General features: G+C 72.8%; 25 protein-coding genes, 1 tRNA gene and 1 other RNA gene. 15 read left to right on the top strand and 12 right to left on the bottom strand.

All coding sequences use genetic code 11. From position 1 onward, the window contains the following. Positions 1–4: 4 nt before the first annotated feature. Positions 5–700 carry a TetR/AcrR family transcriptional regulator gene (locus tag HHL19_RS32430; protein ID WP_169093957.1) on the bottom strand — a complete coding sequence of 232 codons (696 nt, stop codon included), beginning with the start codon at positions 698–700 and terminating at the stop codon, positions 5–7. 150 nt (positions 701–850) lie between these two features. Here HHL19_RS32430 and wrbA point away from each other — a divergent pair, with 150 nt between their 5' ends. Continuing rightward, the gene (gene wrbA / locus HHL19_RS32425) at positions 851–1,459 is read left to right on the top strand and encodes an NAD(P)H:quinone oxidoreductase (protein ID WP_169093956.1); all 609 of its coding nucleotides are present in this window, start codon (positions 851–853) and stop codon (positions 1,457–1,459) included. Between the two features lie 117 nt (positions 1,460–1,576). On the opposite strand, the gene HHL19_RS32420 is transcribed toward wrbA, so the two are convergent. Then, entirely contained in the window at positions 1,577–1,864 is a 288-nt protein-coding gene (locus tag HHL19_RS32420) for a metal-sensitive transcriptional regulator (RefSeq protein WP_043224790.1), read from the bottom strand. A gap of 148 nt (positions 1,865–2,012) precedes the next feature. Beyond that, the gene (locus tag HHL19_RS32415; RefSeq protein ID WP_169093955.1) at positions 2,013–2,429 is read right to left on the bottom strand and encodes a YciI family protein; all 417 of its coding nucleotides are present in this window, start codon (positions 2,427–2,429) and stop codon (positions 2,013–2,015) included. Between the two features lie 124 nt (positions 2,430–2,553). On the opposite strand from HHL19_RS32415, the gene HHL19_RS32410 reads away from it, so the two are divergent. Continuing rightward, positions 2,554–3,192, top strand: coding sequence for a MarC family protein (locus HHL19_RS32410; RefSeq protein ID WP_206325637.1), 639 nt, complete (start codon positions 2,554–2,556; stop codon positions 3,190–3,192). Between the two features lie 13 nt (positions 3,193–3,205). Here the strand turns inward: HHL19_RS32410 and HHL19_RS32405 are convergent, their stop codons facing one another. Further along, entirely contained in the window at positions 3,206–4,051 is an 846-nt protein-coding gene (locus HHL19_RS32405) for an alpha/beta hydrolase (protein ID WP_169093953.1), read from the bottom strand. 207 nt (positions 4,052–4,258) lie between these two features. Between HHL19_RS32405 and HHL19_RS32400 the strand changes: the two genes are divergently transcribed. Further along, on the top strand, positions 4,259–5,110 hold the full coding sequence (locus HHL19_RS32400) for a helix-turn-helix transcriptional regulator (protein WP_240982019.1): 852 nt from the start codon (positions 4,259–4,261) through the stop codon (positions 5,108–5,110). Positions 5,111–5,122: 12 nt separating this feature from the next. On the opposite strand, the gene HHL19_RS32395 is transcribed toward HHL19_RS32400, so the two are convergent. Both HHL19_RS32395 and HHL19_RS32390 read right to left on the bottom strand, forming a co-directional pair. Next, positions 5,123–6,187, bottom strand: coding sequence for an aldo/keto reductase (locus HHL19_RS32395; protein WP_169093951.1), 1,065 nt, complete (start codon positions 6,185–6,187; stop codon positions 5,123–5,125). Positions 6,188–6,243: 56 nt separating this feature from the next. Further along, on the bottom strand, positions 6,244–7,098 hold the full coding sequence (locus HHL19_RS32390) for an alpha/beta hydrolase (RefSeq protein ID WP_169093950.1): 855 nt from the start codon (positions 7,096–7,098) through the stop codon (positions 6,244–6,246). A 64-nt stretch (positions 7,099–7,162) separates the two neighbouring features. Between HHL19_RS32390 and HHL19_RS32385 the strand changes: the two genes are divergently transcribed. Next, positions 7,163–7,636: a carboxymuconolactone decarboxylase family protein gene (locus HHL19_RS32385; RefSeq protein ID WP_169093949.1), complete on the top strand. Its 474-nt coding sequence runs from the start codon at positions 7,163–7,165 to the stop codon at positions 7,634–7,636. A gap of 28 nt (positions 7,637–7,664) precedes the next feature. Here the strand turns inward: HHL19_RS32385 and HHL19_RS32380 are convergent, their stop codons facing one another. The 5 genes from HHL19_RS32380 to HHL19_RS32360 form a co-directional block, all read right to left on the bottom strand. Then, complete coding sequence (locus HHL19_RS32380) at positions 7,665–7,880, bottom strand: DUF4287 domain-containing protein (protein ID WP_240982018.1); 216 nt, start codon at positions 7,878–7,880, stop codon at positions 7,665–7,667. A 576-nt stretch (positions 7,881–8,456) separates the two neighbouring features. Further along, positions 8,457–8,762, bottom strand: a complete 306-nt coding sequence (locus HHL19_RS32375) for a hypothetical protein (protein WP_169093947.1) — start codon at positions 8,760–8,762, stop codon at positions 8,457–8,459. 384 nt (positions 8,763–9,146) lie between these two features. Continuing rightward, complete coding sequence (locus HHL19_RS32370) at positions 9,147–9,551, bottom strand: hypothetical protein (protein WP_169093946.1); 405 nt, start codon at positions 9,549–9,551, stop codon at positions 9,147–9,149. A 28-nt stretch (positions 9,552–9,579) separates the two neighbouring features. Then, positions 9,580–10,254, bottom strand: coding sequence for an ABC transporter ATP-binding protein (locus tag HHL19_RS32365; protein WP_169093945.1), 675 nt, complete (start codon positions 10,252–10,254; stop codon positions 9,580–9,582). A 61-nt stretch (positions 10,255–10,315) separates the two neighbouring features. Further along, positions 10,316–10,624, bottom strand: coding sequence for a hypothetical protein (locus HHL19_RS32360; protein WP_240982017.1), 309 nt, complete (start codon positions 10,622–10,624; stop codon positions 10,316–10,318). Between the two features lie 429 nt (positions 10,625–11,053). Here HHL19_RS32360 and HHL19_RS32355 point away from each other — a divergent pair, with 429 nt between their 5' ends. From HHL19_RS32355 to HHL19_RS32330, 6 genes are all read left to right on the top strand, one after another. After that, the gene (locus tag HHL19_RS32355; protein WP_169093944.1) at positions 11,054–12,280 is read left to right on the top strand and encodes a Shedu anti-phage system protein SduA domain-containing protein; all 1,227 of its coding nucleotides are present in this window, start codon (positions 11,054–11,056) and stop codon (positions 12,278–12,280) included. Between the two features lie 35 nt (positions 12,281–12,315). Further along, positions 12,316–12,594 carry a hypothetical protein gene (locus tag HHL19_RS32350; protein ID WP_240982016.1) on the top strand — a complete coding sequence of 93 codons (279 nt, stop codon included), beginning with the start codon at positions 12,316–12,318 and terminating at the stop codon, positions 12,592–12,594. Positions 12,595–12,670: 76 nt separating this feature from the next. Further along, entirely contained in the window at positions 12,671–13,288 is a 618-nt protein-coding gene (locus HHL19_RS32345) for an RNA polymerase sigma factor (RefSeq protein ID WP_169093943.1), read from the top strand. Then, complete coding sequence (locus HHL19_RS32340; protein WP_169093942.1) at positions 13,285–14,019, top strand: hypothetical protein; 735 nt, start codon at positions 13,285–13,287, stop codon at positions 14,017–14,019. The genes HHL19_RS32345 and HHL19_RS32340 overlap by 4 nt, the downstream gene beginning before the upstream one ends. A 161-nt stretch (positions 14,020–14,180) precedes the next feature. Then, positions 14,181–14,786: a hypothetical protein gene (locus tag HHL19_RS32335; protein WP_169093941.1), complete on the top strand. Its 606-nt coding sequence runs from the start codon at positions 14,181–14,183 to the stop codon at positions 14,784–14,786. Positions 14,787–14,841: 55 nt separating this feature from the next. Then, positions 14,842–15,114, top strand: coding sequence for a hypothetical protein (locus tag HHL19_RS32330; RefSeq protein WP_169093940.1), 273 nt, complete (start codon positions 14,842–14,844; stop codon positions 15,112–15,114). 174 nt (positions 15,115–15,288) lie between these two features. Here the strand turns inward: HHL19_RS32330 and HHL19_RS32325 are convergent. Then, a tRNA-Ser gene (locus HHL19_RS32325) sits at positions 15,289–15,373 on the bottom strand. A gap of 130 nt (positions 15,374–15,503) precedes the next feature. Between HHL19_RS32325 and ffs the strand changes: the two genes are divergently transcribed. The 5 genes from ffs (at position 15,504) to HHL19_RS32300 (ending at position 22,874) form a co-directional block, all read left to right on the top strand. Beyond that, positions 15,504–15,602: signal recognition particle sRNA small type (gene ffs / locus HHL19_RS32320), an RNA gene on the top strand. A 56-nt stretch (positions 15,603–15,658) separates the two neighbouring features. Continuing rightward, positions 15,659–17,806, top strand: a complete 2,148-nt coding sequence (locus tag HHL19_RS32315) for a DNA polymerase III subunit gamma and tau (protein ID WP_169093939.1) — start codon at positions 15,659–15,661, stop codon at positions 17,804–17,806. A gap of 61 nt (positions 17,807–17,867) precedes the next feature. Then, positions 17,868–19,118, top strand: a complete 1,251-nt coding sequence (purD, locus tag HHL19_RS32310) for a phosphoribosylamine--glycine ligase (protein ID WP_169093938.1) — start codon at positions 17,868–17,870, stop codon at positions 19,116–19,118. Positions 19,119–19,368: 250 nt separating this feature from the next. Further along, positions 19,369–21,210 (top strand): hypothetical protein, encoded by a 1,842-nt coding sequence (locus HHL19_RS32305; RefSeq protein WP_346768502.1) that lies wholly within the window; start codon positions 19,369–19,371, stop codon positions 21,208–21,210. A 191-nt stretch (positions 21,211–21,401) separates the two neighbouring features. Further along, positions 21,402–22,874, top strand: coding sequence for a N,N-dimethylformamidase beta subunit family domain-containing protein (locus HHL19_RS32300; protein WP_169093937.1), 1,473 nt, complete (start codon positions 21,402–21,404; stop codon positions 22,872–22,874). The last annotated feature ends 91 nt before the right edge of the window (positions 22,875–22,965 follow it).

Raw genomic sequence — 22,965 nt, 5'->3', positions numbered from 1 at the left:
CCCCTTACGCCCGGAGGGCGAGCAGCTCCCGTACGCCCGCCTTGACGCGCTCGGCGGGCAGCGCCTGCTCCACCGAGAGGTGGTGCATCAGGTCGGGCGAGAAGGGCGCCAGGAGGAGGTGGGCGAGGAGGGCGGAGTCGCCGCCGGGCCGGAACCGGGAGAGCAGCATCGCCACGTGCGTGTGCATGACCTGGTAGGCGCCGCTGTGGTAGCGGGCGCGGGGCGCGGCGGAGTGCGCGGCGAGCAGGAGGGGGCGCTGTTCGGCGACGCGGTCGACGAGCGCGTCGAGGAAGGCGTCGAGCCGCTCGCCGGCGGGGGCGCCGGGGCCGAGCGGCGGCGGCCCGCTCATGTACGCCTCCTGGAACTGCCGCTCGCGGTCGTCGAGGAGCGCCCACAGCAGCTGGGAGACGTCGCCGAAGCGGCGGTAGACGGTGCCGACGCCGATGCCGCTGGCGTGGGCGACCTGGTTCATGGTGACGGCGTCGGGGCCCTGCTCGGCGACGATCCGGGCGGCGGCGTCGAGGATCCGGCGGCGGTTGCGGGCGGCGTCGGCGCGCTCGGAGACGGGCGCGGAGCCGGTGCCGGGGCCGGCGTGCGGCCCGGTGGCGGTGGCGGAGGCGGAGGCGGTCGGCAGCACGGTGAGCAGCCGTGCGGGTCCGTCGCCGTCGGCTCCCGGCGTGCCCGGTGTTCTCGTGCTCATCGGCCCGTTCCTGCCCTTCGTCGCGCCCCCGTCGTCGATGGTCCTGTCCTTCGAGCATACCCGCCCCCCTTGCGAACCGGATGGCTATCCGCTTAGCTGGAGAAAAGTGAAACGGAAAGAAATCCACTTATCCGCCACGAGGAGCCAGCCATGTCCGTCAAGGTCGCCGTCGTCTACTACTCGTCCACCGGTGCCGTGCACCAGCTCGCCCAGGCGGTCGCCGAGGGCGCGGAGAAGGCCGGCGCCGAGGTGCGCCTGCGCCGCGTGCCCGAGCTGGCGCCGGACGCCGCGATCGACGCCAACCCGGCCTGGCGCGCCCACGTCGAGGCCACCGCCGGCGTCGAGGTCGCCACCCTCGACGACCTGGAGTGGGCGGACGCGTACGCGCTCGGCTCGCCGACCCGCTTCGGGAACGTGGCGGCCCAGCTCAAGCAGTTCGTCGACACCACCGGCGGCCTGTGGCAGCGCGGCGTCCTGGCGGACAAGCCCGCCACCGCCTTCACCAGCGCGCACAACCTCCACGGCGGCAACGAGTCCACGCTGCTCGCCCTCTACAACACCTTCCACCACTGGGGCTCGGTCATCGTCTCCCCCGGCTTCACGGACCCGGCCGTCTACGGCGCCGGCGGCAACCCCTACGGCACCGCCCACCCCGCCGCCAACGGCGCCCCCGCCGAGAACGTCCTGGCCGCCGCCCGCTACCAGGGCACCCGCCTCACCACGATCACCAAGCGCCTCAAGGGCCTGGCGGTCGACTGACCGGCACGAGGAAGCGAAAAGAGCGCGCCCCGGCGGACGAAGTCCCCGGGGCGCGCTCCGCTCCACGGATGCGGCGAATGCGGCACGCACAGAAGGCACATGCGGCCATGAGGCCTCTCAGGCCAACGACAGGAACAGCTTCTCCAGCCGGGCCCGCATCTTGTCCGGGTCCTCGCCGTCCCGCTTCCCGTTCTCCATCTCGGTCAGGCACTGCTGGAGCCCCGTCGCGATGATCGCGAACCCGGCCCGGTCCAGCGCCCGCGAGGCCGCCGCCAGCTGCGTCACGACCTCCTCGCAGTCGCGCCCCTCCTCGATCATCCGGATCACCCCGGAGATCTGGCCCTGCGCCCGGCGCAGCCGGTTCAGCACGGCCTTGAGCTCCGCACCCGCGAGATCGAGTTCCACAACCACTCCTCAGCACACACCCCAGGGGGGCAGCCCGACCCCCACCACGGGGACCCATCACCCCCAAGGATGACACCCACCCCAACCATTCCCCCGGGCCCGCACCCGGCCCTCGCCGTCGGGGCTCGGGCCGGGAAGGGCGGCCGCCTCAGTCCTGGGCCGGCCCCGTCTCGTCGATGCGGCGGATGACGACCGGGTATTCCGGGGCGCCCGCGGGCTGGGGGCAGCGGGCGACGCGGGCGGCGATCTCCGTGACCCGGTCGAGGCTCTCGCACTCCAGGACCCAGTAGCCGGCCAGGACCTCCTTGGTCTCGGCGTACGGGCCGTCCGTCACGACCGGGCGGCCTTCGGCGTCCAGGGAGACGTGCCGGGTCTCGCCCGGGTCGGCCAGGCCCTGCCCGTCGAGCATCTCGCCGCTTTCGAGCAGCTCCTTGTTGAGCGTGTTCATGAAGTCGAACATCGTCGTCAGGGACTCCTTGTCCCAGGCCGGGCTGTGCGCCGAGCCGCGCCCGGACATCGCCTCGTAGTCGGCGTGCGAGCCCTGGACCATCACGAGGTACTTCATGGTGTCCTCCGTACGTGCGTGTCGTGTGAACCTCTCTCGAAGGTGGGTCGGAACCGACCCCCGGATCTCGACACCGCGCGGGCGGAATGCCGAAATCCATCCGGAATCACCCGACCGCCCCATGATGTCCGCTGTGCAGTCCTTCACCTTCTCCGCCGCGTTCATCACGTTCTTCTCCGTCATCGGACCGCCGAAGGTGCTCCTCGCCTTCGCCGGCCTCGCCCAGTCCCACCCGGTCCGGCAGCTCCGCACCATCGCCCTGCTCTCCTCCGCCGCGGCGGTCGTCGTCGGCATCGTCACCGGCGGCACCGCGCCGTGGCTGCTCGACCTCTTCCACATCAGCACCCCCGCCCTCCAGCTCGCGGGCGGCGTCATCTTCTTCATCTACGCCGTCGGCCTCGTCCTCGGCATGCACCTCGGCTCCGACGGCCCGCACGACGACTCGCCCGACACCGTCAGCGGCGTACGCGAACTGCTCATGCCGTACGTCGTCAGCCCCCTCGCCATGACGGCCCTGCTCATCGAGGGCGCCGCCCGCACCTCGCTCGGCTGGCGCTCCACCGTCGTCGGCGCCTACATGGCGGTCATCGCGCTCGACCTCCTCTGCGTCCTGCTGCTCGCCCGGATCCTGCGCCGCACCCACCACGCCACCATCGAACTCCTCGGCCGGCTCCTCGGCCTGCTGCTCGCCGCGGTCGGCGTGGACCTCGTCCTCGACGGCCTCTCGGACCTGGGCGTCCCGGGCGTGGGCCGGTACCACTAGGACGAGGGGCCCCTCACGCGTCCAGGAAGTCCGTCACCGTCCGCACGAACTCGTCCTCCTTCTCGAAGAACACCACGTGCCCCGCGTCGATCTCCGCGTACGCGCTGCCGCCGATCGCCGCCGCCAGCTCCCGGCTGTTCTCCACCGGCACGGTCGCGTCCCGGGTGCAGCCGACCACCAGCGTCGGCGCGGTGATCCGGGGCAGCAGCGCCCGTACGTCCACCCCCAGGTCGAGCGCGACGTGCCGCAGGGTCCCGGGCGTGGGCGGCATGTTGGGGACCAGCGCCTCGACGCCCTCGCGGCCGATCGCGTTGAGGAACCCCCGGCTGAAGCCGGTCATCGCCACGATCCGCCCGAAGCCCGCCGGGTCGTGCTCGCCCAGCCGCTCCCACAGCGTGAACAGGTTCCGCAGGTACTCGTCGCCCTCGGTGTACGCCCAACCTGCCACCAGGATCAGCCGGTTGACCAGATCAGGCCGCAGCGCGGCCACGGCCGCCGCGACCGGCGCCCCCATCGAGAACCCGAGCAGATCCACGGGCCGGCCGCCGGCGTCCTCGATCACCGCGACCACCTGCGCCGCGAGCCCTTCGACGGTCAGCGCCCCGCCGTCGTCGACGGTCCGGTCGGCGCCCGAGAGATCGGGCGTGATCACGGTCCGGGACGGCGTGAAACGGCCCGCGGTCTGCCCCCAGTTGACGACGGCGCCGCCCGACCCGGTGCCGTGCACGAGCAGCAGGGCGGGCCGGGAGGAGGCGGTACCGGCGTGGACGTCGTAGTGGACGCGGGCGCCACCGACGGAGACGGTCGAGGCGGAGAGGGTGGCGGCGGAGAGGGTGGTGGGGGCGGTGCTCGTGGTCATGATGGCTGCTTCCTGAGATGAGGACGGTTCGGGCCGTTCGGGCCGTTCGGGCCGCTCGGGCCGTTCGGTCCTGCGATGAGGGCCGCTCGGGCCGTTCGGCCGACACCCAGGACGATGCCGCCGTACGGAACCCACCGGGAGAGCCCTCCTCACCCTGGGATCGCCGGTCCCTGTCTCGGCCGCCGCCCCTCCGGCAGGATGATCGTCATGGCCACGACGATCGACCGCCGCGAACTCGCGGACTTCCTGCGCCGCCGCCGCGAGCGGGTCGCCCCGAAGGACGTGGGCCTCCCGGCCGGCCCGCGCCGCCGCACACCGGGCCTGCGCCGCGAGGAGGTGGCCCAGCTGGCGGGCATGTCCGCGGACTACTACATCCGCCTGGAGCAGGCCCGCGGCCCGCAGCCCTCGCCGCCGATGCTCGCCGCCCTCGCCCGCGCGCTGCGCCTGGACGCCGACGAGCGCGACCACCTCCACCTGCTGGCGGGACACCGCCCGCCGGCCGGAGCCGTCGCGGGCGAGCACGTCGCCCCCGGCCTGCTGCACCTCCTCGACCAGCTCCCGACGACCCCCGCGCAGATCCTGAGCGACCTCGGCGACGTCCTCGCCCAGAACGCCCCGGCCCGCGCCCTCCTCGGCGGCGTCTGCACGGTCTCGGAGCACGGGCGGAACGTCGTGTGGCGCTGGTTCGCCGACCCCGACGCCCGTACGGCGTACCCGCGGGAGGAGCACGCGTACTACAGCCGGCTCCACGTCGCCGACCTGCGCGCCGCCTACGGCCGCCGCGGCGCCGACCCGGCCTCGACCCGCCTGGTGGAACGGCTCCGCGCCGCAAGCGAGGAGTTCGCGGAGCTGTGGGCCGAGCACGAGGTCGCCGTCCGCCGCCACAGCCGGATGCGCGTCGAGCACCCCGTCATCGGCCCGGTCGACCTGGACTGCCAGGTGCTGCTCGCCCCGGCGGGCGAACAGCGCCTGGTCTTCTTCACCCCGCCGCCCGGCACGGACACCGCCGACCGCTTGGCCCTCCTCGCGGTGGTGGGCACCGAGCAGTTCACCCCCTGAGACGCCCAGCCGTCAGCCGTCGGACGCGGCCCGCTCCTCCAACGGCCGCCGCCGCAGCGCCGGTTCGGTGAGGGACGGCGGCCGCCAGACGCCGTCGGCTCGGTAGGCGTCCGTCCCCGGCGGCACGATCGCGTCGATACGGTCGAGCACCGCGTCGTCGAGCACGAGCGAGGCGCCCTTCAGCAGCCCGTCCAGCTGCTCCATCGTCCGGGGCCCGAGGATCACCGAGGTGACGGCCGGGTGCGCGGCGGCGAAGGCGATCGCGAGCTCGGGCAGCGAGCAACCGATCTCCTCGGCGAGCAGGGCGAGTTCCTCGACGAGGTCGAGCTTCGCCGCGTTCTCGGGGAGCGCGGGGTCGAAGCGGTGCGGGGTGATCGCCGCCCGCCCGCGCGTCATGTCCACCGCGCGCCCCTTCCGGTACGCCCCCGAGAGGTACCCGGAGGCGAGCGGTGCCCACGTCAGGACGCCCATCCCGTACCGCTGCGCCACCGGCAGCACCGCGGTCTCCACCCCGCGCGCGAGCAGCGAGTACGGCGGCTGCTCGGTCCGGAACCGCCGCAGCCCGCGCCGCTCGGCGACCGCGTGCGCCTCGACGATCCGCTCGGCCGGGAAGGTCGAGCAGCCGAAGGCCCGGATCTTTCCCTGAGAGACGAGGTCGCCGAGGACGTCGAGGGTCTCCTCGATGTCGGTCCTGTGGTCGGGCCGGTGCACCTGGTACAGGTCGATCCGGTCCGTCCCGAGCCGCGCCAGGCTGGCCTCGACGGCCCGCACGATCCACCGCCGCGACAGCCCGCCCCGCCCGGGCCCGTCCCCGCCCACGGGGAAGTACACCTTCGACGCGAGCACGGTCTCGTCCCGGCGGCGCGGGTCGCGCAGCGCCTTCCCGACGATCTCCTCGGACTCGCCCGCCGAGTACATGTCGGCGGTGTCGACGAAGTTGACGCCCCGGTCGAGGGCGGAGTGGATGATCCGTACGGCGTCCTGATGGTCGGGGTTGCCGACGGCCCCGAACATCATGGTGCCGAGGCAGTAGCTGCTGACTTCGATCCCGGTCCCGCCGAGTATCCGATAGCGCATGCGCCGCACCCTAGGAGTTGGAGCGGACTCCAGCGCAAGCCCCGGGACCCCCGGCGCTACCGGCGCTGCCGGCCGCCGCGACCGACCTCGCTCAGGAACGCCCCGACCGCCCCGTACACCTCCCCGGGCCGCTCCAGATGCACGTCGTGCCCGGCCCCCGGCAGGCAGACGCCGCGCAGGCGTACGGGCTGCCGCCGCGCCATCCCGTCCCACTGCGCCGCGTCGATGATCCCGTGCTGCCCGAGCACCGCGAGCAGCGGTACGTCGACGGCGTCCCACTCCTCCCACCAGGAACGGACGGCGTTCTCGTCGAGCGAGGCGGCCAGCACCCCGGCGTCGAACCGGGGCCACCACCCCCCGTCCCGCTGTTCGAGCCCGGCGGCCCACCCCTCCCCGACGGCCCCGCCGCCGAAGTACGCGACGGCCGCCTCCCGGCTCGCGAAGGGCACGGGCCACCCCCGCAGCCATCCCGCGACCCCCGCCACCTCCTCGGGCGTGGACCCGGCGGGCCCGGCCTCGACCAGGACGGCCCCGGCGACCCGGGGATGCCGCCGGGCGGCGGCGAGCAGCGCGGCATGCCCCCCATAGGACTGCCCGACGAGCACGAACCCCCGCCCACGGCCCCCGAACTCCTCCACGACCCCGAGCACATCGTCGACGTACGCCCTCCGGGACACATCCGCCGGCGTCCGCTCGCTCCCCCCGTGCCCCCGCTGGTCGAGCGCGAGCACCCGGTACCCGTCCCGGCGCAGCGACCGGGCGAGCCCGTCCCACTCCCCGCAGTGCCCGGCGAGCCCGTGGAGCAGCAGTACGCCCACCCCGTCGCCGCCCCAGTCGCGCACGGACAGCCGGACACCCCCACGCACGAACGTCCTGGTGACGTACGCCACATCCACCCCCGTCACATCCATCCCCCGCCCTCCGTCAAACCAATGAAAGCCCACGGAGAACCCCGAACTCACCAAGGAGAACGACATGGACGCGCGCCTCAACCTCTTCGCCAGCCCCGTCGCCGCCAAGGTCGTCCGGCACCTCGCCTCGGCCGGCCTCGCGATCTCCGACGCCGTGATCCCGCACAGCACCCAGGAACTGGTGAAGATCCGCGCGAGCCAGATCAACGGCTGCGGCTTCTGCCTCGACATGCACACCAAGGACGCCACCGCGGCCGGCGAGACGGCCCAGCGCCTCCACATGGTCGCCGCCTGGCGCGAGGCCAAGGTCTACACGGAGGCCGAGCGCGCGGCCCTCGAACTCACCGAGCAGGGCACCCGCCTCGCCGACCACCACACCGGCGTCACCGAGGCGGCCTGGGAGAACGCGGCCAAGCACTACGACGAGGAGCAGCTCGCCGCCCTGGCCTCCCTGATCGCCATCATCAACGCCTTCAACCGCCTCAACATCATGGCGCAGACGCCGGCCGGCGACTACGTCCCCGGCCAGTTCGCCTGACGGCCGGCCTGATAGCCGGCCCGACGGCCTACTTCCCGTCCTCGGCCCGCACATGAGCCACCAGAGCGTTGGCGTGCCCGTGCCCGAGACCGTGCTCGCCCTTCAGCCACGCGACGAGCTCCATGTGCTTGTCGAGCGGCGAGGAGCGGATCACCTCGAACCACTCGGACACGGGCCGCCCGTACTTCTTCTCGATGGAGGGGAAGTAGCTGGCGGGACCCTTGGGCGCGGGGCTGGTGGACAAGACGACCTCCGAATGAGTGGAACGGAACGGAACCGAACGGAACCGAGCGGAACGGAACCGGGCGGAACGCATACGCACCAAGAATGACCCCGCTCCCTCCCCGAACTCATCGCCCCCCCACAGGAAAAACCTCAATCCCGCCGAACAAGTCCCGGATCCACATGCCGCCGCACCATCAACCCGGAGGCCCCCGCAAAGTCCCCGCCCGAGCCCCCAACAACCCCAACGCCACCACCTGCCCCCGCCGCAAGGCCCGCTGGCGCCATCGAGGGCGGCACGAGCAGGGTGTCGGGCCGGAGGACGGAAGGCTGATACGCGTCCCTCTCCACGCCGACCTCCGGCACGGCGAGGACGACCTTCCGTCCGTCCTGAAGGGCGAACGGGAAACGGTCGCCGGGCTTCGGGTCGTACGCGGTCGGCGGGAGCGGACCGCGGAGCCGCATGACCTCGCCGCCCACGCAGCCGCGTAGCCGCGCAGCGAGATCGCGGCCCTGGCCGCCTGCTCGCACGTGCCGACGACCACGTCGAGGCCGATGCCGCCGGGTTCGCCGGGCGGGCTCCACGAGCTGTACGCGGTCAGATGGGCCCGCACGTCCGGCAGCCGTTGAGCTCGCTCAGGAGCACGCCCGGCGTGAGCGAGGCACCGAAGACCAGCAGCACGAGCCCGGTGACCACCCGCAGCGAGGAGCCCGGATCCACCTCCGAACGCCGCATCGCCAGCGTCAGCGGCAGGGACCTGGAGACGGCGGCGGTCCGCCGCGCGAGCCACGCGATGACGGGCGGCAGTCCGAAGACGAGCCCCGCACCGGTCGGCAGCACGGCGGCCGGCACGAGGGTGGAGGCGGCGGACCCGCCGGACGGGTCCTTCCCCAGGACGCTCATCGCGCAGTAGCAGCGTCCCCCCTTTCCGCGGCGGCCGGCGCTCCGCCGTCCGGCGCACCGCGATCGGCGAGAGCGCGGCCCGCCGGGCCCCGAACAACCCGACGATCCAGGCCGGCGCGGGGCACCCGACCAGGCACACCGCCGCGGTCGACCACTCGGGCCGCCCGTCCGCCGGATACCACTGGAACCCCGGGAGCCCGACCCGTGCCATGACCTCGTCGACCCCGAGGTACGCGACGAGCCCGAGCACCGCCCCGACGCACGCCGCCGCGACCGCAGCGCCGCCGGCCGCCGTGCCCGGGACTCCCCGGAGAGGCGCGCGGACGGAGAGGGAGACGACGAGCGGAAGGAGGACGATGCACCCGAGGGTGAACCGCAGGATGCTCAGGGTCCCCTCGTCGACGACCTCCTCGTGGAGCCGTCCGTCCCCCCTCCCCCCCCGAAGCGTTCGAGCGCGTGCGGCGCGGTCAGCTTGTCCGGAGCGGTGCCGACATAGGCGTAGAGCTCGTCGGGACCGCCGAAGCCTGCCGCTCCGATGGTGCCGGTCACCCGGCCGGGAACGAAGCCCGAGACACCGGGATTCGCCGCGAGGACGTCACGGAGCACGGGCGAGACGACGCCCTCCCCGGGGCCGGGGAACGCCGCGACCCCCGGCGGGCGGGGGACCGGGCCCGGTCCCGCGCGGGCGAGGAAGATCCGCCGGAACGGCCTCGAACCGTACGGGTCGAGGAACTTCTGGTAGACGCCATCAGCAGAAAGCGCGCACGCCCCCTGCGCCCACTGCCCCACAGCAGGCGCAGTCCCAGAAGGAAGGGGCTCACGCCGCCACCCGCTGGGCGAGGACGCCGTCCACCATCACGTACTGGGTGTCGGCGTGCGCGGCCACGTCCGGGTCGTGGGTGACGACCACCACCGCGGTGTCCAGCTCGCGCGCGAGACGCAGGAACTCCCCCAGAACCGCCTGGGCGTCGGCGCTGTCGAGAGCTCCGGTCGGCTCGTCCGCGAAGACCACGTCGGGCTGGTGGACGAGCGCCCGCGCGACGGCGATCCGCTGGCGCTGCCCGCTCGACAGCTTCGACGCCCGGCGGCGGAGCACGTCGCCCATGCCCAAGCGGCCGAGGACGCGGGCGGCCGCGGCGTGCGCCCGGTCCTTCGCGATCCCTGCCAGGCGGAGCGGCAGGGCCGCGTTCTCCTCCACGGTCAGTTCGTCGAGCAACTCCCCGTACTGGAAGACGAATCCGATCCGCTCCCGGCGTAAGGCGCTCAGGTCGGCGTCGGACAGCGAGGACAACGGCACCCCGTCGAAGGCGACCGTGCCGCTCGCCGGCGGCAGGACACCGGCGAGGCAGTACAGCAGCGAGGACTTCCCGGAGCCGCTGCTGCCCATGATCGCCGCCACCTCGCCGCGCGCGAGCGAGAAGTCGGCGCCGCTGACGGCCTGTTGTTCTCCGTAGAAGAAGTCCACGCCCTCGGCGCGGAGGATGAGGTCCATGATGCTGAGACTCCTGAAAAAAGGGGAGCCGCTGAGCGCGGCTCCCCTGGGGCGGTCGAGGTCAGCGGAGGAACTCCCGGAGCTTCGAGCAGTTGTCCGGCCGGAGCGAGTCCCGGTCCCGGCAGGCCTGGATCTTCGCCTGGTGGGTCTCGGGCATCGCGCCGTCGAAGAACACGTGGTCGACGTGGACCGCCTTCTTCTGGACGCCCTTGAGCCGCGTCCAGTCGTAGGCCTCGACCTTCGCGCGGAGGCAGACGTTGCGCCCGTCGCCGCCATCGGTGTCCTTCAGACTGCCGACGAGAACAGCTCCGCGACGACCGCCGCGACGACCGCCGCGGTGATCGACTTCTTCAACTGGCCCATGGAGCACTCCTCGGTGGCTAGGGGCCGACTGGTCGTCGCAGAAAGTACCGACTCCACTACGCACCGCATGCGGCAGGAACGTAATTTCGTTCAGATCACCGCCCGATCCGGTGACCGGAAGGTCGGAAGGAAATCTCTACGCTTCGGGCCATCCGTGACCGGATACCGCCGTACCCCACCGAACGAAACCGCAGCTCAGCCACGGGAGCGCGTGAGCGGCGGAAGGGCCGGCGCCCCCAGGGGTGATCGTCGACGAACCTGTGACGGGTGTTCGACCGAGGGCGCGGCTCCGCACGAAGGGCCGGACCCTTGTCCCGGAGAGCTTGCCTCGCAGGCGTCTCCACCCGCAGAACGGTGACGTTCCCGCCTCCCCTTGCACGGGTGTGCCGGGCGGCCTCGTGAGGAACTGTCACACCTCCTGGCCATACTTCGCGGCATGGCTGTCAGATCGGACTTCTCGCTGCACCTTCAACTGGACTACGTTCGCGAGCAGGTGGTGAGCGACGAGGTAAGACAATCGGTCGCGTCTGTGATCCAGCACATGAGCAGCGGACGCGGTGGTCACCGCAGGGGCGGGAAGAAACTCACGCAACTCTTGAAAGAGGCGCGTGGACACGCGGCCTCGGCCGGCGAATGGGATGTGGTCCGGCTGCTTCAGGACTCTCTGGACTACGCCGAGGAGCGGATCCTGCAGCCGGATTTCAGCGAGAGGTACCGGCTCTTCCAGGACGGTATACGCAACCAGAACCTACGGAAGTTCGTGGCGAGCGCACTCGAGATCAATTTCAGGTACGCCGCCGATGCCGGGCGCGAGTTCGTGGACCAGCACCCCGGGGCGGACGTGGATGATCTGCTGGCCCATATCGCATCACTCAGCCACGACGCGCGGTATCTCGTGGCGCCGGAAGGCCGGCCAGGGCGGTACTCCCTCTTCCGCGGCCGGGCGGAGCACGCGGTGTGGCTGGAGCGTGCGCTGCAGGAGCGGATCGACATCGAGGACCCGGAGGAAGCCGCTCGGCGGATCGCCGCCTCGCCGGAGACATGGGCTCTCCTGGCCGCCGATCCGGACGGCCGGATGATCCTGCGGGCGGCTGCGCTGCAGCGGCGCGCGGCCGGCCTGGCCGCCCTGCGCAGGGCGGCGGAGGATCGTACGGCCACGGAGCTGGACCTGCAGCGGGCGCTGGAAGGGCAGCACTGGATCTTTGGCGGACGTTTCGTCGGGGAAGCCGCACAGCGCAGATTGGTGCCCGGCGACGAGGTCGACATCCCCCTGATCCGCGGCGACGGAAGTCTCCACATCGTCGAATTGAAGCGGGCCATGGGAATGAAGGGTTCCCTGGTGAAGCGACACCGTGGAGCCTGGGTCCCTACCGCCGAGGTACACGACGCCGTCGGCCAAGCGGTCAACTACCTGGTCGGGCTCGATGAGAACCGCCGGCAGATCCTCGAAGAATTCGGTATCGAGACACGTCGAGCGAGCGCCATCGTCCTGATCGGTCATCCGGGCGTCCAGCCGGACGTGCCGGAGCATGACATCAACGAAGCGCTACGGACGTTCAACACGCACGTGAACCGGGTCGAGGTCATGACGTACAAGGAAATCGTCGACAACGCCGGACGCTCCCTCGGGGAGCCGTCCGACGTGCAGCAAGCGACCCGATGAAAGGCTTGTCGCGCAGAGCCTCGGAGCGCCGTGACATGACCGCCCGAGCCGTGTTCATCCCTGGCGGGGAACGTGCGGCGACCGGCGTGCCCGAACAGTGGTCGGTGCCGGTCTGGGAGTTCGAGACCGGCCGCTACACCGATCGCGCCTCGGCCTGGCGCACCGCTCGCCGCCCCGGCGAGGGTCAGGAGGTCGAAGCCCGCGCCCGCGGCACGGACAGGACAGCCGTGGAAGCGGCCTTCGCCGAGGCGTGCGCACAGGCTGTGGACCGCGCACGGCATCCGGGGAAGTACGGCGACACGGACGAGTGGTAGGCGGATCACCGGCAACGGGAGGCAACGGCGTTCCACCACGCGGGAACTCATCCGACGGCCGCGGGTATATGGGGGTGTGAACAGTTTCGAGGCACCAGCCACACAGACGGACGACCGCCGCTTGTGGGCCGAGTGCGCAGCAGGCGACGCGGACGCGCTCGGGTGGCTCTTCGCCCGACACGCGGACGCCGTCTACACCTACTGTTTCCGCCGCACAGCTTCCTGGTCCGAGGCCGATGACCTGGTCTCGGTGGTGTTCCTGGAGGCATGGCGGCTGAGGGAGCGGCTGACGGTGGACGGCGACTCGGCGCTGCCGCTGCTCTTCGGCCTCGCCCATCGCATCACCCAGAAGCATCACCGCTCGATCAGCCGCTACCGGGCGGCGCTCGGACGCCTGCCCGACCCGCCGCACGAGCCGGACATCGCGGATGCCGTAGCGCACAGGATGGACGACGAGGAACGGATGCGGCAGGTGCGCGAGCATCTGCGCGCGCTTCCCCGCCATGAGCGTGACGTCATCGAACTGCATGTCTTCGGTGAACTCGACTACGCCGCGACCGCCGCAGCCCTGGACATTCCCGTGGGAACCGTGCGCTCCCGCCTGTCCCGGGCCCGCCACAGGCTGCGGCACCTGCGTGAGGACGCCGCCCTGTTCCAGCCGCCCGCACGTCAACTCCCTGGAGCCGCCGTATGAGTCCCCACGACCTGCCCCCCGCCCGCTCCCTGCCCGCGATGCGGAAGGAACAGCTCAGGGCCGCCCTGGTCCGAGAAGCGGAAGCCACCCCCCGCGGGGTCCCGCGAGCACGGCGCGCTCCGAGCCGTCGCCTGCGGCTGGGCATCGCGGCGGGAACCGTCGCGGCGGGCGTCTGCGCGTGGACGGCGATCGGCCTGCTCGCCGGCTCCGACAGCGCCTACGCCTCGTGGACCGCTGTGCCGGACGCGGTCCGGCTCAGCGACACCACCTCGCTCGCCGCCTCATGCGAGCAGAGGCTTCCGGACGGCTCGATGGGGCCCGTGGGCACCGGAAAGCTGTCGCCGGTCCTGGCGGAACGCCGCGGCGAGATCACGGCGGTCATGCTCGGCAACGACAACAGCGCGGGCGTGTGCCTCGACGGTACGGACAGTCTGATGGCCGGCCGCAGCGAGGTTCCGGGCCTGAGTGGCGGGGAGAAGCTTTCGGTCGCCGGCAACGGCGGCAAGACCAACGGCGAGGACGCCGCCCGCTACGTGTACGGCCGGGTCTCCTCCGACGTGGTCAAGGTCACCGTCGGCACTTCGGACGGCCGCCACGTCACGGCCACGACGGCGAATGGCTACTTCTTCGCCTGGTGGCCCTCCGGCGCTGACCCGGTGGAAGCCGAAGCCTTCAACTCCGCCGGGGTGACGGTCACTTCCGTGAACACCTCGCGAGTTCCGCACTCCTGACAAATCGGAATCAAAGCCTCCAAACCACAACTTTCGTCTCAATCACAGAAGTTAATTGACGCAACACCACAAACCGTGGAAACGTGATCGTCGTTCCACGGGGGGTGGGAACTTCAGTTCTCATGTGCTCCCCCCTGCCTCGACCAAGCAGGAGGAGAACCATGCGGAAGATCCGCGTCGCAATAGCCACCGCGGCCGTGGCGGTCACACTCGGGGCCGTCGCCCCGGCCGCCCAGGCCGATGAGTCCCAGCTCGACGGCCTGAAGATCGCTCAGCGGGTCTTCGACTCGGGCAACCCGGAGCAGGCGTACGCCGGCCTCTCCGGGGCCGAGAAGGAGGCCATGGAGCACAGCACCAAGCCGGTCAAGACCGTGCTGCTGAAGACCGAGATCCAGGCCGTCCCGGGCGCCAAGAGCGAGGCCGGCGCCCTGGGGTGCTGGAACACCTGGCAGCGGTGGGGCAAGAAGGCGGCCGCCGGCAACACCGTGTACACCTGGTGGCAGGGTCTGGAGTGGTGCGGGAGCGGCGGCAAGATCACCAGCTACAAGGTCTATGACCGGGGAGGCGAGACCGCGACCCCGGGGTGGAGCTACTCGGGCAACGACGGAGCGGGCAGCCGGAACGTCGGCTGGGAGGTCCGGCAGTACACCAAGCAGAAGTTCACCTTCGGAATCGGCCAGTACGGTTACAGCACCAGCGAGTGCGGGCAGATCCGGGGCGGCGCGACGGGCCTGTACTCCCAGCGGGCCTCCTGCACCCTGAGCTGACCGCGTAGGCCGGCAGGGCATCTGTAGCGGAGAAGAAGGAAGCGCGAGGACTGTCATGGAGCACACCAACCGCCGGCGGCTTGCCCCCCTCGACCTCGCGGCCGTGCTGCTGGCTGCAGCGGGCATCGCCGCCGCCCCGGTCAGCTGGTATTTGGGGACCACTCTGAGCGTGATCGCGGCCGGCGTGATCGCTGCCTCACTGTGGCTCGTGCACCGTCCCATCACCTCGCTCACCCGAGCAGCGATGGTGATGGTCGGAGCCGGACTGGTCCTCCAGCTGGTCATCGCACTGGTCTTCACTCCGGCCGTGACGGAGTCGGTGACCTGACTCCGTCCCTCGAACAGCAGTGTGGCCCTGCCGGGATCCAGGCAGGGCCACACTGCGCTTCAGCCTCAGAGGACGACGTGGAGTCGGATCCGGGCTGGCAACCGCAACCACGGAACGACGAAGGTCCCGGCCGCTGTGCGGTCGGGACCTTCGTTTCGCCTGTTTAGGCGGCTGCGGAGGATACGAGATTCGAACTCGTGAGGGGTTGCCCCCAACACGCTTTCCAAGCGTGCGCCCTAGGCCTCTAGGCGAATCCTCCGTGGAGAACATTACATGACCGCGGAGGGTGCTCGCGAACGTGATCCACGAGGGGGAGGGCGGGGGAGGGCGGGGGAGAGGAGTGGGTGGGAGGGAGGGCTGGTGTGGGGGTTCGGATCGGGTAGGCTGGGCGGAGCCCCTCACGCGGCGCTATCTGACTGAACTCCCCCAGGGCCGGAAGGCAGCAAGGGTAGGTCGGCTCTGGCGGGTGCGTGGGGGGCGCTTGCGTTCTGCGGGCCCGGTGGGTTTTCCCGGGTTGTCGGTGGGCGCCGATACCCTCGTATACGTGTCGTCTCTCGCGCTGTACCGCCGCTACCGCCCCGAGTCCTTCGCCGAGGTCATCGGGCAGGAGCATGTCACCGACCCGTTGCAGCAGGCCCTGCGGAACAACCGGGTCAATCACGCGTACCTGTTCAGCGGGCCCCGCGGGTGCGGCAAGACGACCAGTGCGCGGATCCTCGCGCGGTGCCTGAACTGCGAGCAGGGGCCGACGCCGACGCCGTGCGGCGAGTGCCAGTCCTGTCGGGACCTCGCGCGCAACGGACCGGGGTCCATCGACGTCATCGAGATCGACGCCGCCTCGCACGGTGGTGTCGACGACGCTCGTGACCTGCGGGAGAAGGCCTTCTTCGGGCCCGCCTCCAGCCGGTACAAGATCTACATCATCGACGAGGCCCACATGGTCACCTCGGCGGGGTTCAACGCCCTGCTCAAGGTGGTCGAGGAGCCGCCGGAGCACCTCAAGTTCATCTTCGCGACGACCGAGCCCGAGAAGGTCATCGGGACCATCCGTTCCCGGACGCACCACTATCCCTTCCGGCTCGTGCCTCCGGGGACGCTCCGGGAGTACCTGGGCGAGGTGTGCGGGCGGGAGGGCATTCCCGTCGACGACGGCGTGCTGCCGCTCGTCGTGCGCGCCGGTGCCGGGTCCGTCCGTGACTCCATGTCCGTGATGGACCAGCTCCTCGCCGGTGCGGGCGAGGAGGGTGTGACGTATGCCATGGCGACCTCGCTCCTCGGCTATACGGACGGGTCGCTGCTCGACTCCGTCGTCGACGCCTTCGCCTCGGGCGACGGCGCCGCCGCCTTCGAGGTCGTCGACCGCGTCATCGAGGGCGGCAACGACCCCCGCCGCTTCGTCGCCGACCTGCTGGAGCGGCTGCGGGACCTCGTGATCCTCGCGGCCGTGCCCGACGCCGGCGAGAAGGGGCTCATCGACGCGCCCGCCGATGTCGTGGAGCGGATGCAGGCGCAGGCGTCCGTGTTCGGCGCCGCCGAGCTGAGCCGCGCCGCCGACCTCGTCAACGAGGGGCTGACCGAGATGCGCGGTGCCACCTCGCCGCGCCTCCAGCTGGAGCTGATCTGCGCGCGCGTGCTGCTGCCCGCCGCCTTCGACGACGAGCGGTCGCTGCTCGCCCGGCTCGACCGGCTGGAGCGCGGCGCCCAGAGCGCGCCCGCCGCCGCCGTCTTCACGCCGGCCCCGCCCGCCGGGCCGCCGATGGGGTACGTCCCCGGGCCCGACGCCCATACGCCGATCGCCCCGCCGCCCCTGCCCCCGAGCCCCGCACCCACCCCGGCACCGGCACCTGCCCCCGCCGCCCCCGTGCAGCAGTCGCCGCAGGCGCCGCAGCCCGGTGCCTGGCCCGGCGCCGCGCGGCCCGGCGGGTGGCCGACCGCCGGAGCCCCGGCCCCCGCCGCGCCCGCACCCGCGGCCGCGCCCACTCCGCCCCCGTCCCCGGCCGCCGCGCCCGCTCCCGCCGGCGACATGGCCGCCGGTGCCGCTCAGGTGCGGAACATGTGGCCGTCGATCCTCGAAGCGGTCAAGAACCGCCGCCGCTTCACCTGGATCCTGCTGAGTCAGAACGCGCAGGTGGCCGGTTTCGACGGCACCACGCTCCAGATCGGCTTCCTCAACGCCGGCGCGCGGGACAACTTCGCGAGCAGCGGCAGCGAGGACGTCCTCAAGGCCGCCCTCGCCGAGCAGTTCAACGTGCAGTGGAAGATCGAGGCGATCGTCGACCCGTCGGGCGGCTCCGCGCCCCCGCCCGGCGCCGGCAGCCCGGGAGGGAACTTCTCGGGCGGAGGCGGCGGCGGAGGCTTCGGCGGCGGCAGCGGCTTCGGCGGAGGCGGCGGCTTCAGCGGTGGCGGAGGCGGAAGCGGTCGGCCCCCGGCCCCGCCCGCGCCCGCTCCCGCCCCCGCCGCCGCGCCCGCCCCCGTACAGGCTCCGCCCGTCGCGCACGCGCAGCCCGCGCCCGCGCAGGCTCCGGCGCCCGCGCCCGTACAGCAGCGGCCGCCGCAGCCGCAGCCCGTGGCGCCCGAGGACGACGTGCCGGAGGAGGACGATCCGGACCTCGTGGAGTCGGCGCTCTCCGGGCACGAGCTGATCGTGCGCGAGCTCGGCGCCACTGTTGTGGAGGAATACACGAACGACTAGGGACGTCTCGCTCGGTGGCCCGCACAAGGAGCTTCCCGGCCATCGGGCTACCCTGGCTGGCGTGAAGGTCCTCGTCATCGGCGGCGGCGCCCGCGAACATGCCCTGTGCCGCTCTCTCTCCCTCGATCCCGACGTCACCGCTCTGCACTGCGCGCCCGGCAACGCCGGAATCGCCGAGGTCGCCGAGCTGCACCCCGTCGACCAGCTGGACGGCGGCGCGGTCGCCGCGCTCGCCACCGGGCTCGGCGCCGACCTGGTCGTCGTCGGCCCGGAGGCCCCGCTCGTCGCGGGTGTCGCCGACGCCGTCCGCGCCGTCGGCATCCCGGTCTTCGGCCCCTCCCAGGAGGCGGCGCTCCTGGAGGGCTCCAAGGCGTTCGCCAAGGACGTCATGGCCGGCGCCGGCGTGCCGACCGCCCGCAGCTACGTCTGCACCACCCCCGCCGAGATCGACGAGGCCCTCGACGCCTTCGGCGCGCCGTACGTCGTCAAGGACGACGGTCTCGCGGCCGGCAAGGGCGTCGTCGTGACCGGCGACGTCGAGGTGGCCCGCGCCCATGCGCTGGCCTGCGACCGCGTGGTCATCGAGGAGTACCTGGACGGCCCCGAGGTCTCCCTCTTCGCGATCTGCGACGGCACCACCGTCCTCCCGCTCCAGCCCGCGCAGGACTTCAAGCGCGCGCTCGACGGCGACGAGGGCCCCAACACCGGCGGCATGGGCGCCTACTCGCCGCTGCCGTGGGCCGACCCGAAGCTGGTCGACGAGGTCATGGAGACCGTCCTCCAGCCGACCGTCGACGAGCTGCGCCGCCGCGGCACCCCCTTCTCCGGCCTGCTGTACGCCGGTCTGGCGATCACCAGCCGCGGCGTCCGGGTCATCGAGTTCAACGCCCGCTTCGGCGACCCCGAGACGCAGGTCGTCCTCGCCCGCCTGAAGACCCCGCTCGCCGGCGTGCTGCTGCACTCCGCGAACGGCACCCTCGCCGACCAGGCCCCGCTGGCCTGGCGCGACGAGGCCGCCGTCACCGTGGTCGTCGCCTCGCACAACTACCCGGACACCCCGCGCACCGGCGACCCCATCGAGGGCCTCGCCGAGGTCGCGGAGCAGGACGCCCCGCACGCGTACGTGCTCCACGCGGGCACCAGGCGGGATGGCGACGCGGTCGTCAGCGCGGGCGGCCGGGTGCTGTCCGTCACCGCCACCGGTTCGGACCTGGCCGAGGCCCGCGAGCGCGCCTACGCGGCAGTCGGCCGCATCCGCCTTGACGGTTCGCAGCACCGTACGGACATCGCGCTGAAGGCCGCACAGGCCTGAGCCGTACGGGAGCGAGGGCGCGGCCGGGAAGTCAAGCGACCGGCCGCGCCACCGGCACCACCTTTACCCAAAGCCATTCGATCGAGTGACGACTCGGCCATCTGGATGACGCCCGCCGAAGCCCCAACTAGGGTGCGGCGCAGGCGTTCCGGCACTTGGCCCATCGGCATTGCGATGTCGGTGACGGGTGCCACAGTGGGGGAGTGAGCAACACCGCCACGGGTAGTCCCGTCCAGGACGGGGAGAGGGGGTGAGGTACGGCGTGTCCGGCAGCGGCTTCGGAAACGGCGGCAGCGACAGCGGCCTCGGCGAGGAGTGGGGCGTGCGGGCCGCACGCTCCCGCGCCCTCGCCGTCCTGCGCATCCGCGGACGGGCGCTCGGCGCCGCCATCCTCCCCGCCGCCGTCGCCGTGGTGCTGTACGCGGGTGAGGTCACCGGCCACTTCACGGGTACGGGGTGGACCACCGCCCGCTGGATCGTCACCGTCCTCGCGGTCCTCGTCCTGCTCGCCGCCGCGGCCGTCGCCCTCGTCGTCGCCCGCGCCCGCCCGGCCGTGACGCCGACGGTGGAGCTCCCCGAGACCGCCGCCCCCGACCTCCACCGCCTCGTGCGGGACCTCGCCGACCGGCTCGGCGTGCCCGCGCCCGCCGCGATAGCCCTGACCCCGGACTGCGACAGCTGGCTGGAGGACCGTTCGCACCGGTCGCACCGGCAGGCCGGCGCGACCGGCTCGCCGGTCCTCGTCATAGGCTCCCCGTTCCTGTGGTGGATGCGGGTGGGCGAGCTGCGCGCGGTCCTCGCGCCGGTCGTCGCCGGCACCGGCCCGGCCGCCGACCCCGACATAGCCGCCGCCCGCCGCTTCGTCCGCGGGCTCGACGCCGCCGTCGCCGTCCCGGACGAGCCCGGTCTCGGCCCGCTGCGCCGGTTCGGCGCCCGGGGCGTCGGGCGGGTGGCCCGGCTGCTGCTGCGGGCCTGCGGCACGCACGCCGCCGAGATGGAGCGCGGCGTCGCCGCCGCCGGATCCGAGCGCGCGCAGGCCGTGGACCAGGGGACCCGGATCGTCGCCCAGGAGCAGGTGGGGCTCGCGTACGCGGGCTGGGACCGGCTCCTCACCCGGGTCGCGCTGCCCGCCTGGCGGATGGGCCGCTGGCCGTCCGGGCTCGACGCGGGCGTGGTCTCCGCCCTCACCGAACTCTCCCGCCGCGACCGGCTCGCGGAGGGCTTCTCCTCCCGGCTCGGCGAGCGCCCGGCCTGCGACCTCCTGGAGGAGCCCGGGGCCGTGGACGAGGCCGCCTCGCTGCTCGCCGCCCGGCTCTTCCACGGCGGCCCCGCCGAGCCGGGCCCGGACTGGGCGCCGGTCGAGTGGAGCCGCTACCCGGAGGAGGTCGTCGACCGGAAGTGGCGGGCCGACGCGGCCCGGCTCCACGAGGTCCTCGACCGCCTGGCGGCCGCCACCGGACCCGAGGAGGCCGACGCCGCCGAGGCCCCGACGCTCACCCGCGTCCTCACCCACCTGACGACCGAGACCCACCTGACGACCGAGACCCACCTGACGACCGAGACCCAGCTGCCGGACGCGGCCCACCTGCCGACCGGGACCGACCTGACGACCGCGCAGGACGAGCACCCAGGAGCGTCGGCGGACGAGCACCCCGTGCCGCCGCGGGACGAGCACCCCGTGCCCGTGGACGACGAGGTGAGCAACCCCGCCGCCGACACGCTCGCCGCCGCGCTCAGCGCCCGGGTGGCGCGCGAGGACGCCGAGCGGGAGGCCCGGATCACGGCCGGCGCCGCCGGCTTCTCCGGCCCGGACGGCCCCTGGCCGCTCTGCCCGCTGCTCCCGCCCCGCACCGGCCGCGACCTCCTCGCCGACCACGTGACCGCGCTGGTCTGCTGCGCCGCCGTCGACACCACCGGCGCCGCGCCGGGCCTGGACTGGCTCGACGGCCCGGCCCTGCTGGTGGACGGCGTACGGGCCACGGACCTCACCCCGCACGTCCTGGCCCTGGTGGAGGAGGGCGACCCGGCGCCCCTGCGGGCCTGGCTGGCCACGACGGGCGTACGCCCCGAGAAGCCGGTCCGCCTCCTCTGATCCGCCTCCTCTGATCCGCCCCTTCCATCGGCCCGAACTACCGGACGGTCGTGTTCCACCTTTGTCGATTCACGACGAACGGTGACGATCCGCGTGCGTTATGTGATGTGCTGGGGAGTGGCACTGACCGGGGCACCACTCGCGGGCAGGAGCCGCTGGCACCGGCCGGGGGAGTCGAGGGAGGGCGCGGCATGGGGGCGGAGCAGATCAGGCGCTGGGAGTCGGGCGCGCTCGCGCACGCCGTCTCCGATCCCTTCGGGCAGGGCCCACTGCCCTGGCTGCGCGGGTCGGACAACTACTTCGACGACACGGGGCAGCTGGTGCCCTGGTACGCGGACGAGACCCTGGCCGGGGGCGGCGGCGGGGGTGGCGCCGGAGGCCCGCGGACCGCCGACGACGTGCGCCGGCAGATCAAGGGCTTCGCCTCCGGAGGCGCCGTCGCGCCCGGCGAGTCGATCGACTTCCACGTCACCGTGGACCCGCCGCAGTCGTTCTCGGTCGACGTCTACCGGATCGGGCACTACGGCGGTGACGGCGCCGCGAAGATCACCACGAGTCCCCGGCTCTCCGGGATCGTCCAGCCGCCCCCGCTCACCGCCGACCGCACGGTCTCCTGCCACCACTGGTGGCAGTCCTGGCGGCTCCAGGTCCCGAGCTACTGGACGATCGGCGCGTACGTCGCCGTCCTCACCACCGCCGACGGCTTCCGCTCCCACATCCCCTTCACGGTGCGGGACTCCCACCCCGCGGACCTCCTCCTCGTCCTGCCGGACTTCACCTGGCAGGCGTACAACCTCTACCCGGAGGACGGCCGCACCGGCGCCAGCCTCTACCACGCCTGGGACGAGGAGGGCCGACTGCTCGGCGAGGAGGACGCCGCCACCACCGTCTCCTTCGACCGGCCGTACGCGGGCGCCGGCCTGCCCCTGCACGTCGGCCACGCCTACGACTTCATCCGCTGGGCGGAGCGGTACGGCTACGACCTCGCCTACGCCGAGACCCGCGACCTGCACGCCGGCCGGATCGACCCCACCCGCTACCGGGGCCTGGTCTTCCCCGGCCACGACGAGTACTGGTCGGCGCCGATGCGGAAGGCCGCCGAGCGCGCCCGCGACCAGGGCACCTCGCTCGTCTTCCTCTCCGCCAACACCATGTACTGGCAGGTGGAGCTCGGCCCCTCGCCGTCCGGCGTGCCGGACCGGCTGCTGACCTGCCGCAAGCGCCGTGGCCCCGGCCGCCCCGTCCTGTGGCGCGAGGTCGACCGCCCCGAGCAGCAGCTCCTCGGCATCCAGTACGCGGGACGGGTGCCCGAACCGCACCCGCTCGTCGTGCGGAACGCCGAGCACTGGCTCTGGGAGGCCACCGGCGCCGGCGACGGCGACGAGCTGCCCGGCCTCGTCGCCGGCGAGGCCGACCGCTACTTCCCGCGCACCCCGCTCCCCGAGCACGAGAACCGCATCCTGCTCGCCCACTCCCCCTATCGGGACGGCGACGGGGCGCTGCGCCACCAGGAGACCAGCCTCTACCGGGCACCCTCGGGCGCCTGGATCTTCGCCTCCGGCACCTTCGCCTGGTCACCCGCGCTGGACCGGCCGGGCCATGTCGACACCCGCGTCCAGCGCGCCACCGCCAACCTCCTCGACCGCATCTGTAAGAGGGACTGACCAGGAGAAGCCGCCGGCCGGCGGCTGCGAGGGGCCCGGCGACCCGGCCCGGCCGCATGTGCGAGAGAATCGGACTGTTCCTGGATCAACC

It is taken from the genome of Streptomyces sp. R302 (assembly GCF_012927245.1).
Lineage (GTDB): Bacteria > Actinomycetota > Actinomycetes > Streptomycetales > Streptomycetaceae > Streptomyces.
Note: the sequence above shows the minus strand (reverse complement) of the source record. Positions and strands in the feature narration are given on the sequence as shown.

Coding starts and splice junctions, on each gene's coding strand:
- HHL19_RS32430 (WP_169093957.1), bottom strand. CDS start 700: ATGAGCACGAGAACACCGGGCACGCCGGGAGCCGACGGCGACGGACCC.
- wrbA (WP_169093956.1), top strand. CDS start 851: ATGTCCGTCAAGGTCGCCGTCGTCTACTACTCGTCCACCGGTGCCGTG.
- HHL19_RS32415 (WP_169093955.1), bottom strand. CDS start 2,429: ATGAAGTACCTCGTGATGGTCCAGGGCTCGCACGCCGACTACGAGGCG.
- HHL19_RS32410 (WP_206325637.1), top strand. CDS start 2,554: ATGTCCGCTGTGCAGTCCTTCACCTTCTCCGCCGCGTTCATCACGTTC.
- HHL19_RS32405 (WP_169093953.1), bottom strand. CDS start 4,051: ATGACCACGAGCACCGCCCCCACCACCCTCTCCGCCGCCACCCTCTCC.
- HHL19_RS32400 (WP_240982019.1), top strand. CDS start 4,259: ATGGCCACGACGATCGACCGCCGCGAACTCGCGGACTTCCTGCGCCGC.
- HHL19_RS32395 (WP_169093951.1), bottom strand. CDS start 6,187: ATGCGCTATCGGATACTCGGCGGGACCGGGATCGAAGTCAGCAGCTAC.
- HHL19_RS32390 (WP_169093950.1), bottom strand. CDS start 7,098: ATGGATGTGACGGGGGTGGATGTGGCGTACGTCACCAGGACGTTCGTG.
- HHL19_RS32385 (WP_169093949.1), top strand. CDS start 7,163: ATGGACGCGCGCCTCAACCTCTTCGCCAGCCCCGTCGCCGCCAAGGTC.
- HHL19_RS32375 (WP_169093947.1), bottom strand. CDS start 8,762: ATGAGCGTCCTGGGGAAGGACCCGTCCGGCGGGTCCGCCGCCTCCACC.
- HHL19_RS32365 (WP_169093945.1), bottom strand. CDS start 10,254: ATGGACCTCATCCTCCGCGCCGAGGGCGTGGACTTCTTCTACGGAGAA.
- HHL19_RS32355 (WP_169093944.1), top strand. CDS start 11,054: ATGGCTGTCAGATCGGACTTCTCGCTGCACCTTCAACTGGACTACGTT.
- HHL19_RS32350 (WP_240982016.1), top strand. CDS start 12,316: ATGACCGCCCGAGCCGTGTTCATCCCTGGCGGGGAACGTGCGGCGACC.
- HHL19_RS32340 (WP_169093942.1), top strand. CDS start 13,285: ATGAGTCCCCACGACCTGCCCCCCGCCCGCTCCCTGCCCGCGATGCGG.
- HHL19_RS32335 (WP_169093941.1), top strand. CDS start 14,181: ATGCGGAAGATCCGCGTCGCAATAGCCACCGCGGCCGTGGCGGTCACA.
- HHL19_RS32330 (WP_169093940.1), top strand. CDS start 14,842: ATGGAGCACACCAACCGCCGGCGGCTTGCCCCCCTCGACCTCGCGGCC.
- HHL19_RS32300 (WP_169093937.1), top strand. CDS start 21,402: ATGGGGGCGGAGCAGATCAGGCGCTGGGAGTCGGGCGCGCTCGCGCAC.